This window comes from Paenibacillus sp. EZ-K15 (assembly GCF_002573715.1).
Lineage (GTDB): Bacteria > Bacillota > Bacilli > Paenibacillales > Paenibacillaceae > Paenibacillus_AQ.
Genome location: NZ_PDHM01000012.1, coordinates 706,245 through 721,511, shown reverse-complemented (window position 1 = coordinate 721,511; position 15,267 = coordinate 706,245). Strand labels below are relative to the sequence as shown.

17 protein-coding genes are annotated in these 15,267 nt (G+C 48.8%); 2 read left to right on the top strand and 15 right to left on the bottom strand.

Annotation, left to right across the window (positions count from 1 at the left end):
• Positions 1-145 precede the first annotated feature (145 nt).
• The 3 genes from CRG97_RS11450 to CRG97_RS11440 all read right to left on the bottom strand — a co-directional run bounded on the left by CRG97_RS11450 (position 146) and on the right by CRG97_RS11440 (position 2,121).
• Entirely contained in the window at positions 146-571 is a 426-nt protein-coding gene (locus CRG97_RS11450; RefSeq protein ID WP_098743037.1) for a DUF2487 family protein, read from the bottom strand.
• 105 nt (positions 572-676) lie between these two features.
• Positions 677-856, bottom strand: coding sequence for an IDEAL domain-containing protein (locus tag CRG97_RS11445; protein WP_006209497.1), 180 nt, complete (start codon positions 854-856; stop codon positions 677-679).
• Positions 857-969: 113 nt separating this feature from the next.
• Positions 970-2,121, bottom strand: coding sequence for a hypothetical protein (locus tag CRG97_RS11440; protein ID WP_098743036.1), 1,152 nt, complete (start codon positions 2,119-2,121; stop codon positions 970-972).
• 366 nt (positions 2,122-2,487) lie between these two features.
• Here CRG97_RS11440 and CRG97_RS11435 point away from each other — a divergent pair, with 366 nt between their 5' ends.
• Complete coding sequence (locus CRG97_RS11435; RefSeq protein ID WP_098743035.1) at positions 2,488-3,246, top strand: class I SAM-dependent methyltransferase; 759 nt, start codon at positions 2,488-2,490, stop codon at positions 3,244-3,246.
• A gap of 154 nt (positions 3,247-3,400) precedes the next feature.
• A complete protein-coding gene (locus CRG97_RS11430) occupies positions 3,401-3,733 on the top strand; it encodes a hypothetical protein (RefSeq protein WP_237566354.1) in 333 nt (110 codons plus the stop codon).
• Positions 3,734-3,924: 191 nt separating this feature from the next.
• On the opposite strand, the gene CRG97_RS11425 is transcribed toward CRG97_RS11430, so the two are convergent.
• The 12 genes from CRG97_RS11425 to aroH form a co-directional block, all read right to left on the bottom strand.
• Positions 3,925-4,527 (bottom strand): histidine phosphatase family protein, encoded by a 603-nt coding sequence (locus tag CRG97_RS11425; protein ID WP_098743034.1) that lies wholly within the window; start codon positions 4,525-4,527, stop codon positions 3,925-3,927.
• Between the two features lie 28 nt (positions 4,528-4,555).
• Entirely contained in the window at positions 4,556-5,158 is a 603-nt protein-coding gene (locus tag CRG97_RS11420) for an anti-sigma factor family protein (RefSeq protein WP_076320977.1), read from the bottom strand.
• A complete protein-coding gene (locus CRG97_RS11415) occupies positions 5,155-5,748 on the bottom strand; it encodes an RNA polymerase sigma factor (protein ID WP_076321323.1) in 594 nt (197 codons plus the stop codon). The genes CRG97_RS11420 and CRG97_RS11415 overlap by 4 nt, the downstream gene beginning before the upstream one ends.
• Before the next feature lie 410 nt (positions 5,749-6,158).
• Positions 6,159-7,247 (bottom strand): prephenate dehydrogenase, encoded by a 1,089-nt coding sequence (locus CRG97_RS11410; protein ID WP_202618908.1) that lies wholly within the window; start codon positions 7,245-7,247, stop codon positions 6,159-6,161.
• A gap of 54 nt (positions 7,248-7,301) precedes the next feature.
• On the bottom strand, positions 7,302-8,399 hold the full coding sequence (gene hisC, locus CRG97_RS11405) for a histidinol-phosphate transaminase (protein ID WP_098743032.1): 1,098 nt from the start codon (positions 8,397-8,399) through the stop codon (positions 7,302-7,304).
• Between the two features lie 40 nt (positions 8,400-8,439).
• On the bottom strand, positions 8,440-9,246 hold the full coding sequence (gene trpA, locus CRG97_RS11400; protein ID WP_098743031.1) for a tryptophan synthase subunit alpha: 807 nt from the start codon (positions 9,244-9,246) through the stop codon (positions 8,440-8,442).
• Positions 9,243-10,439 (bottom strand): tryptophan synthase subunit beta, encoded by a 1,197-nt coding sequence (gene trpB / locus CRG97_RS11395; RefSeq protein ID WP_098743030.1) that lies wholly within the window; start codon positions 10,437-10,439, stop codon positions 9,243-9,245. The genes trpA and trpB overlap by 4 nt, the downstream gene beginning before the upstream one ends.
• The gene (locus CRG97_RS11390) at positions 10,436-11,053 is read right to left on the bottom strand and encodes a phosphoribosylanthranilate isomerase (protein WP_481856189.1); all 618 of its coding nucleotides are present in this window, start codon (positions 11,051-11,053) and stop codon (positions 10,436-10,438) included. The genes trpB and CRG97_RS11390 overlap by 4 nt, the downstream gene beginning before the upstream one ends.
• A gap of 69 nt (positions 11,054-11,122) precedes the next feature.
• On the bottom strand, positions 11,123-11,932 hold the full coding sequence (trpC, locus tag CRG97_RS11385) for an indole-3-glycerol phosphate synthase TrpC (protein ID WP_098743028.1): 810 nt from the start codon (positions 11,930-11,932) through the stop codon (positions 11,123-11,125).
• Positions 11,922-12,962: an anthranilate phosphoribosyltransferase gene (gene trpD, locus CRG97_RS11380; protein WP_098743027.1), complete on the bottom strand. Its 1,041-nt coding sequence runs from the start codon at positions 12,960-12,962 to the stop codon at positions 11,922-11,924. Before trpD ends, trpC begins: the two co-directional genes overlap by 11 nt.
• 19 nt (positions 12,963-12,981) lie before the next feature.
• Entirely contained in the window at positions 12,982-14,535 is a 1,554-nt protein-coding gene (trpE, locus tag CRG97_RS11375; protein WP_098743026.1) for an anthranilate synthase component I, read from the bottom strand.
• 356 nt (positions 14,536-14,891) lie between these two features.
• The gene (gene aroH, locus CRG97_RS11370; protein WP_009595253.1) at positions 14,892-15,266 is read right to left on the bottom strand and encodes a chorismate mutase; all 375 of its coding nucleotides are present in this window, start codon (positions 15,264-15,266) and stop codon (positions 14,892-14,894) included.
• Position 15,267: the final 1 nt, after the last annotated feature.

Sequence of the window (15,267 nt, the reverse complement as noted above, 5' to 3'; positions counted from 1 at the left end):
GTCATCAATGATTAAAATCACACGACTTACTAGGACATACTAATAATATCTTAGGCACCCAAGACCGTCAAGAATTTGAACCCCAAATTTGGGTTCGCTTCCAATAGCCCTTTCGCAAATTGTTGGTTTTTTGTCACATTTGAACTCAGCTTTCCTGCTGCCACATTTCACTGATTTGCCCGGAAACGGTGGCTGACAGGGGGATACCTTCATTGCCTTCCAACCTGCGCCGGGACAGTACAAGCGTGCTTTCAGGAACATCCTCTTTAGAGAGCTCAACATCCGCTGTCATGATAACAACAAATTTAAACCCGATGGATTTGACATTGTGACAAACTTCATTTAGAAGCTTTATATCTTCAGTATTTCCATATTGCATAGCAGGATATGTAACCAATCTTCCCTTAAACGGAATTTCTGCTAAATCCATAAAATCCCGCAGCCTTTCAAGCGCAGCTGTAGCCTCCCATGGCGTTTCCAAACCCGATAATCCGGTAAACGGAATCAGGCACGTATCCAAAAAAGGTTTAAGTTCCGGCCAAGTCTGCTCGTCTACTTCACTAAATTTCATGCAAGGTACATCCTTTCTGCTCACTCATCATCATTTTGTTATCATTATACGAGTGGAGGGACGGGTAAAGCAAAAAAAAAAGAAGAAATGCGATGAAGCATTTCTTCAATTCAAAGTCCTCAGTTCATCCGTCAGGTTTCGGAAAGCCACTTCGTCGCCGGAAGCCAGCGCTTCATCAATTTCTTTATACAGCTCTTCACTCCGATGCTTGCGCAATGCTTCGTCCCACACCATTTCGGCCGCCAGGCCTAACATAACCTCGTAAGTAACCTTCATCTTATCCATTAGGATGCACCTCCAAACTAAATTTGCGTATACCTTATATTCTTTCCCTTTAAATACTTTACTTTCAAAAATTTTTTACGGCTGCTGCAAATAAATGTAACCAAACAACCATGCTAGAGGATCAAATCATTCGAATCGCTGATATGTATGCCGGCTTCCGCTGCCTTGAGGCCAAGCGCGGTCATTTTGTACGAAGTTCCCATGCTCTGACTCTCCCCTATTCTGAGCATCCCCAAATGCATTAGCATACGGATAATCCTCTGCTCCAAAATATTTTGCGGACTGTCATAATAGAAAGGACGGATTAGCCAGCCCAGCGATTCGTAAAGAGAGGCTGCGGTGACCCAATCTCTTGCACATTGACTGATCCAGTATACAAGAGAAGAGATATTGGGAATTGCGCCTTTATAAAGTCTTAACCAAAAGCGGAATATCTGTATCACGCTAACTTGATTTCCTTCCTCCATAAACGCAGTTCCACTTTCGGTGAGAATCAACCGGGCATTGTTTTCCCTGATCCATTTTTTAGCGTAAGCATAATCGTACAGCAGCGCAAACCGATCGGGATATTCAATGCAGGAGCGCCCATACCCGAACCGCCATGCTCCCTTGGTAATGGGCGGTTCCGTTATATGCAGCGTACTCATGAGCTGCTGCTGATTTCGCCTATACATAAATCCTTCCTGATTCAACTCAATATCATGTCTGCCGACATATTTAAGAATCAGCATGAGATCTTCTGCGGCTAGTCCCTGCTCATCCCGGTACACTTCCGGGTCATCACTTAATCGCTGTAGATTTTGATGAAGCCGTTGACGCAGCACGTCACGAAACCGCTCCTTCAAATCCGATGGCACTTGAAACAAATACTTGGTGGAATGGGTAAAACCGTTAAACAACCAGCCGCTTCGGCGATAACGTGCGACCGCCTCACGCGGACTTTCGGTTTTGGCGGCGGCAGCTTTCTTGTTTGAAGAAGCTTGATCATCCTTCTCCTCCAATTCCGCCGTATGACGGATCGCAGCCGTCAATTCTTCCAGACTGTAGCCTGTTCGAGTGTCAAATGCCAGGTTGTTCAGAAAACGCAAATCGCTTGGTGACAAGCTGCTGACCTGCTCCTCGAAAAACTCTCTGCGTCCGAGCTTGGACAGAATACTCTGGATCAGTTCGTGCTTTGAATTCCGCTTAGCGTCACAATCATAGTGATTCGCTATATTGCTAAGCTGTCCAATATCGGCATATGTGAGCATATCCGCTAGATTCATCTTCCATCGCCTCGCCGTTTTACAACCATTATGGGAAGGTTTGAGACATTTGATACCTGATACGCTTCGGTTTAACGAAATATTTTTTTGTTTTTTTGTATATAGAAATGACTATGCTCTCTTATTAAATGATAGAATACTTACTAAGTGTTGCAGAGAATTTACATATAATGTATTACATCTAAATCAAATAAAAAACCGCTTTATATGAAGGAATTATTCAATCACTACAGGAGGAATAAAATCATGAGAACTCCAGAACATGAGATATAACTAGGTGCAAATCGAATTCGAGGGCCTCCCTTAAGAGCTTTTTATAAAAAATGAAAGTACCATTCATTATAAAAAGCTTGGAGGTTATGTGAAATGATAAAAGAAGCAGAATTTATGGCCTTTATTCAAGATATGGATCAACCATTTTCAGGATGGGACTTCTCACGAATTACGGCTTCAGGCCGCATGCAGTCCCATGCTCTCCCCTGGTCTTTGGGCAGCATGGTAATTCCGTTGATGCGAGATGCCGCTACGATGCTGGACATGGGTACGGGCGGAGGAGAGTTCTTATCCTCCCTCCAGCCACTGCCGGAAACGGTCTATGCAACCGAAGGGTATAAACCAAACGTACCGATTGCACAGCAAAAACTTGAACCGCTTGGCGTAAAGGTTGTCTATTTTGAAGAGGATTCCTCACTTCCGTTGAAGGATCATTTTTTTGATCTGATCATCAATCAGCATGAATCCTATTCTGTGGCGGAAATCAAAAGAATTCTAAACGATCATGGCGTGTTCGTTACCCAGCAATCCGGAGGAACCGACTGTTATGGCATCAACGAGTGGTTTGGCGTTCCCTTGAATGAAGAATTCGCTCATTGGAATCTGGGAACCGCTGTTCAAGAACTGCAGGATCACGGTTTCAACGTCACCTTCAGCCGGGAGGACTTTTCACCGCAGCGGTTTTACGACGTCGGTGCACTGATCTATTACCTACAGGCGATCCCTTGGCAGATTCCTGATTTTACGGTGGAACGCTACCTCGAACCTTTATATCAGATTCATCAGGTTATCCGAACGAAGGGCTACTTCGAGGTGCAGCAGCATCGGTTTATTTTAATAGCACAAGCATAAAACTTTGTCCTATATAGTTATCCATTTTATCGACTGTACCCGAATGACTTATAAAGCGTAATTTAGCAAGACACGAACAACGATAGGAAAGGCGATGTGATATGCTTAGGGAAACCATTCTAATCGTTTATTTTATATCGGAGGAGAAGTCGAGATGCTATCGGAAAAAGTGGTCCATTATTGCAAAAGCAAAAACTGGTGGTTTGATGACATTACAGAGGAGTATGAACACGCATTAGTAAAGTTAGGCATCGATTTGAGTTCAGATTTTGCTGCCTTTTATTTGCATGCAGAGGATGGTCCGACTTTCTATAGTAGACGACGTGAAATTTATCAGATTTGTTGGTTTATGATCAATTCTTCGGATTATATGTTAGGCGTAGATAGAACTCATGTCGTTTTAAACCTGCCTGAAGAATATATTCCGTTGGATAGCTTTGAAGGAGAGTTCGGCTTTTTTATAATAAGAACGCAGACGAAGTGTTAGGCTTAGGATTGGGCCAGCCGATGGGGATTTTTTTGCTGGTAAATTGAAATCGCAATGGAAAAGCTTTAACTCCTTCCTAGAGTGGTATTTTGAACTGACCGATTCGTGTGTGACTATATAGTAAAAGGCCGTCAGCTACCGCCAGTATAGATGTAAAAAGAGCCTTCCCGCGGGAAGGCTCTTTTTACTATTCATGAAGCTCCATGCTGCGACTGTTTTGTCAACAGATGTTTGGTACAGTTAAACAGCAAGGGCGACCAATCATCATCTTTTCTCTCCAGGACGGTGAGCGACAGATTGCCGATCCTCTCGCTCAGGACGCCGCGGCACACCAGCTTATATAGCTGCGCTAAAAAACCACCGTGGCTGACAACCAGAATATTGGCATCCGGGTGTTTATGCCACATATCATCCAGAAAGACAAGCCCCCTGGATTGAAGCTCCAGATCCGTCTCCTGTCCCAAATCGAGCAGGTGCCAATCGGCACCAAACCGCGATTCACGCTCTTCCGCTGTCAACCCTTCCACCTGACCGTACTTGCGCTCGCGCAAACGATTATCCGGTGGCATCAATGGAATGTTCAGCATGGACGAGATGATCTTTGCTGTTTCCTCAGCACGGGAAAGCCCGCTGCTAACTGCAAATTCCCATCGGTAAGGCTCCTGCAGAAGTCTTTCCCCAAGCAAACGCGCTTGACGACGGCCTTCCTCATTCAGTGGAATGTCCGTTTGACCTTGGATTTTGCCTAACGCATTCCAATCCGTTAATCCATGACGAACCAAGCCGATTTGCATGCCGCATCTCCTCCATCCTAACCACTTTTTATCTTCTGACCCGATTTAATTTCTTCAGGAAAAACATGGCGAATCCGATGCCCAATAGGGATAGTATCATCCAATATTCTGGCTGGGTCGGGCTCATATCAACCACAAAAGGATCAATAATGCCGCTGTTGGTTTTCGGAATGTTATAATCGTCCTTAGTGTTCAGGGTTTGGGCCGTGTCGGCCACCCCTGTAGGGATTATCCCTGTCGTTACCGCTTCCGGAACCGGCTTCGGCTGGTTGCCGGTCGCTGCAAAATAAACGAAGCTGCATACAAACAGAGCCAAAAAACCGGCAATCATAAGTGTCAGCCGTTTGCGGAACACTCGGCTTACCGCCCGACTCTTAGACGTTTCCTCCACCAGCCATGGGAAATCACGATAAATGCGGTCCATCACGTTGCGGTTGATCTGTTCAGCGTCCATGTCGGGGATCTCATGCTCCAGAACATGAACCATGTTCTGGCTTTCCACCCACATTTCGTACTCCGCTGCACATGAGCTGCAGGTTTGAACATGTGCGATCAGCCGTTGTCGCCGCAGATCATTGTCCGGCAAATCCCAGACAGTTTCCATCAGCTCTTGGGCTTCATCGCAAGTCATCTATTCTTCATCCCTCTCAGATCCTCAAAAACCGGCTCATAAAAATAGGGTTCGAGCTGAATTTTGACGCTGCCGCGAGCTCTGAACAACAACGACTTAACCGAACTGACACTTTGACCTAAAATATCTGCGATTTCCTGATAATCCAGTTGATCATACTCCCGAAGTATCAGCGCCGACCTCTGTTTCTCCGGTAAATTATTTATTGCTTCCCTTACCATATGTACTCGTTCACTGCGCAGTATGGCCTGCTCCGGAGCAACTTCCATCGGAGCCACTGGCACGACCCCGCTCTCCTCCAGCGGCAATGTGCCGCTTCGATGCTTCCGCAATTCGCTGAGCACGGTGTTGCGGGCAATGGTATAGAGCCAGGTCGAGAAGGATGCATCCACTTCCCGGAATGAGTGCAAGCTCCGGAAAGCCTTATAAAATGTTTCCGAACATAAGTCTTCAGCCATAAGCTCCATGTGCGAACTTTTTAACATATGATAGACAAATGCTAATATTTTTCTCTGATAACGCCGCATTAATTCGGAATAAAGTTCGGTGTTGCCTTGCTTAATTTCTTGGATTAGTTGGGAATCCGTCATATGATTTTTCGTTCCTCCTTCACCATCCGGTGCCTCTTCCCTGTCCTATACATCTCCACGGATGCAATGATCAAGGATTTGTGCAAAAGTACCGTCAAACCATATATAGTTACGCCTCAAGATGTCTGACTATTCTATGTATTTGGCAATTTCCCCAAATCTTCTACACTAGCACTCTAGCATTATAGCACATATTGGAGAAAAGTTCAGGTTTGTGGCAGTAGGTTTCCCACAGATAGGAAAAAGAACAAAAAAAATCCGCCTTCAACATTGAAGGCGGTTGCACACAGTGCAATATTTTGGATAGGAGTGGAGAGAAACCATACTGTACTTTTATTATATGTATACGTTTTCATTTTGTCAACACTGAAAACGCATTTATTTCCGGTTGTTTAAAAACAACCGGAAAATTACTGGTACACCGAGTGCCCTTGCGACAACAATAGCTCCTTAGCCCGCTCCTGCTCAATTTCATTGCGGAAGGAAAGCCGCATCACGCCCGGCACATCTTCCCGACTCTCGATAATCTGCATGTTGCTGAGGTTGATGCTATTTGTCCCCAAATCCGTCGCGATGCGGCCGATGATACCCGGATGGTCAGGCACGTCCAGATACAAATCGTATTGGGATACAATCATCCCCTTCCGTCGCTCTGGGAGCACGCTGCGGAATTCCCCCGCTCTGCGGAAGGCCTCTTCAATAGCTGCCCCGTCCTTCGACTCCAGCATATCCATGAAACGCTGAATTCCTTCGTTCCAGTCTCGTAAAAGCGGCAGCATGACATTGCGGTTATTTAATAGAATGTCCCGCCAAACGACCGGGTCACTGGAAGCGATACGGGTAATATCCCGAAAGCCGCCTGCAGCCAGCGTACGGTATAACGGATTATCGTCATTGTAGGAGCTGATCTGGTTCACCAAAGCCACTGCGATCACATGAGGCAGATGACTGATGGCTCCAACAATCTCATCGTGCAGTCTCGGCTCCACCTTTACAATGTGTGCACGCGTATACGATAGAAGCTCTACAAGTACGTCCACCTTCTCCTGAGGGACTTCATCCGGCGGAGTAAGCACATAATATGCATTCTCGAATAATACGGTGGAAGCAGCGCCTACACCGGATCTTTCCGAACCAGCCATCGGATGTCCTCCGATAAAGTAGGCATCCTTCAGCGCAAGTTGGGATGCGCATTCGGCAATACTCGCTTTGGTACTGCCTACATCCGTAATAATGCATCCGGGCTTAAGCCGCAATTCACTCAGACGTTTTATGTACATCTCGAGACTTCCTACCGGAACACACAAAAATATGATGTCCGCGCCCTGGGCAGCTTCTTCTACCGAAAGCGTAACTTTATCGACAACTCCCTTAGCGATAACCTGGTCGGCATACTCTTGCGTGTGGGCATAACCGGTCACGGTTATGCCTGGTTTTCCTTTGAAGTTTAATGCTAACGAACCGCCGATCAAGCCGACGCCGAATATAGAAATTTCCATGGTCATGTTCTCTCTCTCACTCGTTTCTAGCTGCGATTATTGTATGTCATTAGATTAGGCTGGAGCATTCACTTCCTGGAGCACTTGTTCCAATGCGCCGATGAAAGCCTTATTCTGTTCTTCAGAGCCAACGGTTACGCGAATGTAGTTCGGATAAACTTCAAATCCCGGACGTACGATAATGCCTTTACTTAGCAGGGACTTGAACACTTCGGTGCCCGGCTTCTTCACATCCACCATGATAAAGTTACCGTTCGCAGGGAAATAGGATAATCCAAGACGATCAAACTCCCGCTGGACATAAGTGATTCCCTCGGCATTCAATTGTCGGCATTTAGCAACGAATTCCTGATCTTTCAGGGCTGCCTTCGCCGCCACTTGGGCCAGGCGTCCTGTATTAAACGGCTCACGTACCCGGTTAATCAAGGAAATAACCTCAGATTGCCCGATGCCGTAGCCGATGCGAAGGGCAGCCAGGCCGTATATTTTGGAGAAGGTACGCAGGATTACCAAGTTCGGATAACGTTCCATTAACTTGATGCTGGCCGGATACGAAGCGTCCGTTACATATTCAAAATAAGCTTCATCGAGAACAACCATCACGTGAGCCGGGACTTCATCCAGGAAAGATACCAGCTCGCTTTCGGAAACGATAGTTCCGGTCGGATTATTCGGATTGCACACCCAGATGATTTTGGTTTGGTCCGTAACGGCTTTAGCCATGCCCGGCAGATCATGCTTCCCATTAACCAGAGGTACCTCAATGCTTGTTGCGCCTTCGATATCCGCATTCGTTTTATAAACCGAGAAGGTCTGATCGGCCATAATGGTTTCGTCTCCCGGCTCCAGGAACGCCCGAATAATGAGAGCGATGATTTCATCGGATCCGCATCCGAAAATAATCTGATTGCGTTCAATACCAAGCTGCTCAGCAAGCTCCGCCGTTAAATCAGCCGCACTTCCATCCGGATACAAGCTGAGCGTACCGAGTTCAGCGGTAATGGCTTCGGTTGCTCGCGGCGAGCAGCCGTATGGATTCTCGTTGGAGGCCAGTTTAATGACAACATCCAGGCCTAATTCTTTTTTGACTTCTTCGATGGGCTTCCCGGGTTGATATACAGGAAGATTAACAATTTGCGCTTTCGGTTTCATACGATATTCGCCTCACCTTTCATAACTGCTATGGACAACACTAACCCTTTAATTGTGCCACAAACTCCCTGATTTGCAAAAGTCCGTGCTGTCTTGTCTCTTCCTTCTCAAGAAGAGGAATCGTCGATTCGATCTGACGCACGATGGCACTGCCAACAACAACGCCGTCGCAGATTTTCGAGAACCTGGCGACCTGTTCCCCGGACGAAATGCCAAAGCCAATCGCGATGGGCACGTTACTATATTGCTTCACCGTTTCAAGAAAGGCTTCCACTCCCGAATAAAAATCGGTGCGCTCGCCTGTCACGCCAAGCGAGGATACGCAATACACAAAGCCGGTCGCTTCCGAAGCGATGCTAGCAATCCGTTCATGGGAGGTAGGTGCCACCAGCGGAATCAGGTGAACGTCCGCAGCATGAGCCCGTTTCCGAATCTCTGCGGATTCTTCCACCGGCAGATCCGGAATGATCAGGCCGCTGATATCATTCCTTACCACTTCTTCAAAGAAAACATCCAGTCCGGTCTGCAGAACCGGATTGTAATAGGTGAACAGGATGAACGGCAGCTTACTGCCCCGTTCTCTCGCCAGGCGCGCAGTCTCCATGCAAGTGCGAATGGTCACCTTGCTCTTCAGGGCGCGCTCGGAAGCACGCTGGATGACCGGGCCATCGGCGAGGGGATCAGAATAAGGAACACCGAGTTCGATAATATCGACTCCTGCAATTTCAAGCTCATGAATGATATCGAGCGTCGATTTCACGTCCGGATCCCCAACGGTCAGATAAGGAATCAAGGCCGTCTTGTTTTGTTGTTTCAACGACGCAAAGGTCTGGTCAATTCGGTTCATTCGGTTTTCCCTCCCGTGTAAGCCATGATGGACTCCACGTCCTTGTCACCGCGACCGGACAAATTAATGACGACGATATCGTCTTCGGTCCAGTCAGACGCCATTTTTACTGCTTGCGCTACGGCATGCGCAGATTCCAGCGCAGGAATAATACCTTCCGTGCGGCATAGCAGCTGCAAGGCATCCAATGCCTCTTGGTCGGTTATAGGCACATACTGCACACGCTCAATATCTTTTAAGTAGGAGTGCTCAGGTCCAACGCCGGGATAATCAAGGCCGGCAGAAATGGAATGCGCCTCCTGAACCTGTCCATACTCATCCTGTAGCAAATAACTCATCGATCCCTGGAATACGCCATGGGTCCCCTTGGACATGGTAGCCGCATGAAAATCGGTATCTACCCCTTTGCCAGCCGCTTCGACACCAACCAAACCGACTTCCTCATCTTCCAGGAACGGGTAGAACATGCCGATCGCATTGCTCCCTCCACCGATTGGTGCAAGAATCATGTTGGGCAGTCTTCCTTCCGTCTCCAGAATCTGCTTGCGGGTCTCGTCACCAATAATCCGCTGGAAGTTCCGCACCATCATCGGATACGGATGCGGACCTACTGCGGAGCCAAGTACATAGAAGGTATCCTCTACGTTGCTGACCCAGTAGCGAAGCGCCTCATTGCCGGCATCTTTCAGCGTTCGGCTTCCCGACGTCACCGGAATCACTTCGGCTCCAAGCATTTTCATACGGAATACGTTCAACTGCTGCCGCTTGGTATCCTCTTCGCCCATGAACACCTTGCATTCGAGACCGAGCAGAGCGGCCACGGTTGCAGTGGCAACGCCATGCTGTCCGGCTCCCGTTTCGGCAATGACCTTGCCTTTGCCCATACGCTTGGCTAACACGCCCTGAGCAATGGCGTTGTTGATTTTGTGTGCGCCTGTATGGTTCAAATCCTCACGCTTCAGATAAATTTTAGCCTTGCCGAGGTGTTTGCTGAGCCGCTCGGCAAAATATAACGGCGTTTCCCGTCCGGAATACTGTTTAAGCAAATAGGCAATCTCCTCTTTGAACGCAGGATCCTCCGAAAAGCGGTTATACTCTTGTTCAAGCTCTATTAAAGCGTTCATGAGTGTTTCCGGTACGAACCGGCCACCAAACACTCCGAAACGTCCATTACGATCAGGAAGCTGTGTCATTTCCCCTTCACCCTTTCTACGAATGCAATCACTTTGTTTATGTCCTTCACGCCAGGTTCACTCTCAACGCCGCTGGATACATCCACGCCGTACGGAGCGTATTGACCTATTAAATGCGATACATTATCCGAATCCAATCCGCCGGCTACAAACAAGGGGATCCCTTGCCGTTTCGCCCACTGCTGGTAAGGTGGGATGAGATCCCAGGCAAATGTCTTACCAGACCCTCCGCCATATACCGGATCGTACGTGTCGATCAACAATCCGTCGATGCTGCCCGCATACGTATCCAGTGCTGACAGACGTTCCGCTTCCGAGCGGTCACTCTCGATCGATACCGCCTTAAAAACGGAAACCGGGAAGCGCTCCTTCACTTCCCGGCAAAATTGCGGCGATTCCTGACCATGCAGCTGCACCACATCGAGCGCTGCTTCTCGTAGAAGCTCTTCCAGCTCATCCAAATCAGGGTTAACCAAGACGCCGACGGCTGCGGGAATCATGTCATGATCCCATTCCCGCAATACTTGAATAAGCTGCGCAGCCTGCTGCGGAGATACCTTCCGCCGGCTCTTGGCAAATACGAATCCGATATAATCCACAGGTAAGTTTATCATAGATTTTAGCACTTCAACGCTTTGAAGTCCACATATTTTTAGCGCCGTACTCATCACTTAATATCCCCTTTATTCTATGTCTGCAGCGATCGGCAAGGGTCCCATCAAATCGTTTACTGCACGGAACACATCCTGCTGGCGCATGAAATGCTCCCCTACCAGAACACCATGTGCCCCAACATAATGCAAGTAGGAAATATCGGCGGGGCCTGATATTCCGCTCTCGCTGATCAACGTAACTCCCTGCGGAACTTGTGCCGCGATATCCGCCGTTGTCTGCAGCGATGTTTCAAAGGTCCGCAGATTGCGGTTGTTAATTCCGATAAGCTGTGCTGTTCCCAGCTTAAGAACCGATTCCAGCTCCTGCCCATCATGGACCTCAATCAGGCAATCCAAGCCAATAGAGCCGGCGATGTCTATAAACACCGCGATCTGTTGCGGCTCCAGTATGCTCGCGATCAAGAGAACCGCGTCCGCACCCAACAGGCGCGCTTCGTAAATCTGAGTTTCGTCGATAATAAAATCCTTGCGCAGCAAAGGAATGTTGACAGCCGCCCTTACCGCTTTCAAATACTCTCCACTGCCCTGAAAATAGTCCTTGTCGGTCAGCACGGATAGGCAATCGGCATCGGCTGCCTCATAAGCTTTGGCGATCATAACCGGGTCAAAGTCCGGACGAATTAATCCTTTGGACGGCGAAGCCTTCTTCACCTCGGCGATTAATCCCATGCTGCGTTTACGCCCCGTGGACAACGCCTTCTCAAAACCGAGAGTCGGCGGTAAATCCGCGATTTGCCTCTTGGCCTCCGAGATGCTGAATGTTTCTCGCAGCTCCGCAACCTCTCTGCGCTTCGTTTCGACTATTCGATCAAGATACATAACTCATTTCCCCCGTTCTTGAGATCAGCTGCTCCAGCTTAGACTGAGCCAGCCCTGAATCGATGGCTCCCGCTGCGCGCTGCACACCTTCGGCCAAACTATCCGCAAGCCCAGACACATAGATGCAGGCACCGGCATTAGCAAGCACGATATCCCGATAAGCACTGCGCTCACCACGCAGCACCGATCCGATAATGGCTGCGTTCTCTTTGGCATCACCGCCCAGAATATCGCTCATCGGATGAACTGACAGTCCCAGATCATGCGGATGAATATCATAAGTACGGACTTCTCCGCCACGGAGCTCGGAGACTCGCGTAGGCGCGGAGATGCTGATTTCATCCAAACCATCATGGCTGGTCACCACCATGGCACGCTTTAAGCCAAGCTCCTTGAGCACCTGTGCGATGGTTTCCGTTTTGTTCATGTCGTATATCCCGAGCATCTGCCGATCTGCGCCCGCCGGATTTGTCAAAGGCCCCAGCATGTTAAATACGGTTCGAACCCCGAGCTCTTTGCGAGGACCTGCCGCATATTTCATCGATGGATGATAGATCTGGGCAAACAGGAAACAGATTCCGATATCATTCAGACAGGCTGTCGCTTGCTCTGCCGTCAAGTGGATATTCACGCCCAGCGCTTCCAGCACATCGGCGCTGCCCGCTCTTCCAGATGCCGAGCGGTTGCCGTGTTTGGCCACTCTGACCGAAACCGAGGAGGAGATAATGGCGGATACGGTAGAAATGTTAAACTTGTGAATCCCGGATCCTCCTGTGCCGCATGTATCCAGCAGCTGGTTCCGCTCGGTAACGACGCGCCCGCCCGCACCACGCATCGCCTCGGCGAAGCCGGTGATCTCTTCAACTGTCTCCCCCTTCATTCTCAGGGCAGTAAGCAGCGCCCCGATTTGAGAATGGGTTGCCTGGCCTTCCATAATGGACTGCATGACCCCGCGTGCTTCGTCCCGGCTCAAATCATGACCTTGAATCAGCTTCGTAAGGCTGGATTGCATCGTTTCCATGACGTTCATTACGTTCTCCTCCTTCGGTTTAAGGTGTGTATTGGTACAGATAATCCTGATTAATTAAATCGTTAGCATCCGTGCTGGACGGGAACATCGCTTCAGCGACGCGGATCGCCTTCAGCATCCCTTTGGCTTTGTTGACGGTTTCTTCATATTCCTTCTCCGGTACGGAGTCCCATACGATGCCTGCCCCCGCCTGAACATAAGCTTTGCCCTGACGGAAAATGATCGTACGGATCGTAATGCAGGAATCCATATTGCCGCCAAAGCCGAGATAACCGATGGCCCCGGCATACGCGCCTCTGGCCTCCCGCTCTAGCTCCGCAATAATTTCCATGGCCCTTAGTTTCGGAGCACCGGATACTGTTCCTGCCGGCAAGCAGGACAGAAAAGCATCGAAGAAATCCTTATCCTCACTCAGCTGACCTGAAACGCTGGATACCATATGCATCACATGGGAGTATTTTTCAATCTCCATGAACGTGTCGCACTTCACCGTGCCGAACTCTGACACACGGCCCAGGTCATTACGCCCCAGATCCACCAGCATCAAATGCTCGGCGCGTTCCTTCTCGTCCTGCAGCAGATCATCGGCCAGCGCCTGGTCTTCGGCCTCATCGCTGCCTCTAGGCCTGGTGCCTGCAATCGGTCTAGTTTCCAATCTTCGTCCATCCACCTTCACCAGGGCTTCCGGGGAGGTTCCTACGATAATGTCGTCGTCCATTTTGAGGTAATACATATATGGCGAAGGATTCAGCGTTCTCAGCACCCGGTATACGTGAAGCGGCGATACTTCGGTCTCAATATGGAAGCGCTGGGACAATACCACCTGAAAAATGTCCCCTGCGCGAATGTATTCCTTCGCTTGCTCCACATTGGAGAGGTACTTCTCTTTTGTCATATTGGATTTAATGTCTCCCATATCAACATCCGCCGGAATGCCTTTGGAGTTCACGTTCTCCCGCGGTCCCTGCTCTTGCAGCTGCTCGGCTGCTGCTTCCAAGGTGCGGCATACATCCCGATAGCTTTGCCGAATGTTTTCGTCCGAATCACCCGGTTTCACGTGTACGTTGCCAACCAGCATGATCTGCTGTTTCACATGGTCGAAGACAATGACTTGATCGCAAAACATGAACCGGATATCATCCATTCCGAGATCGTCCATCGCATGTGCCGGAAGCTTCTCATAATATTGGAGCAAGTCATATCCGAAAAATCCGATAGCCCCTCCGGTAAAAGGTGGCATCTCCTTCAGCTGCGGGCTGCGGTACGTTCGCAGCAGCGCCTTTAACTCCTCGACAGGCTTTCCTTTCAGCAGGGAACGCTCTCCGTTCCTTTCAATTTCGATCTTGCCTTTTTTACCCGTAATCATTAAGAAGGGGTCTGTTCCGATAAACGAATACCGTGCCCACTGTACTCCACCCTCAACGCTTTCAAGTAAAAATGCCCGCTTCCGTTCCGCATACCGCTGAAAAATGCGAATCGGGGTTTCCATGTCGGCTAACAGTCTGATCGCTACCGGAATCAGGTTATATTCACCTGCCATAGCCACCACTTGCTCCATTGATGGATTCGCCATGTCAATCCCTCCTTAATTGATGGTATACAACAAAAAAACCTCTACCGAAGTAGAGGTTAACGTTCAGAATAAGTCTATGAAAAAAGAGCGCGGTCAAGGAATTCCAACTATTCAACGACAAACTACAGCGGCTGTTGTTCCTTAGACGGATACAAGAAATAGGCTTGTAACCAGCCGTGTGAACGTGCTGTACTATTCATCATGAAATCAAGTTCATCCTTAATCCCGATTATGTTATTGCCTAAAATGCCTCAGCTCTTCTCAACTCAACTCATCTGTAAAACCTAACTCTACTCAGCTATTCTGATATCACTATACAGGATGATGCCGTGTTACTGCAACCCTAAATTTCAACATCAAGCGTTGGAGCCTGATAAATCCGGACGCAGCCGCTTGGCTTCGTTCAAATACACATGCTTGATCTCGCTCTGGCTTTTGTCCGTATTGACCTGCACCATAAACCGGATGCAGCGCGGCAGACTGCCTTGAACCGGTATTTCAACCGAACACATTAAAGGGACGAGATCCCAGCCCTCCAGCTGGCGTATCGCTTTGGCTGGAAACGTCGCATCCAGATCCTGTGTCATCGTAATCCATATGTTGCTGATATACTCCGGCTGGAGCTCGTTGCGTCTCACCATCTCTTCAAGCAGCCGCAGCGTTTCCTGTACAATTTCCTGCTCATCGTTACGGGTGACGGTTGTCGCCCCCCGGATTCCCCGATTCATCATG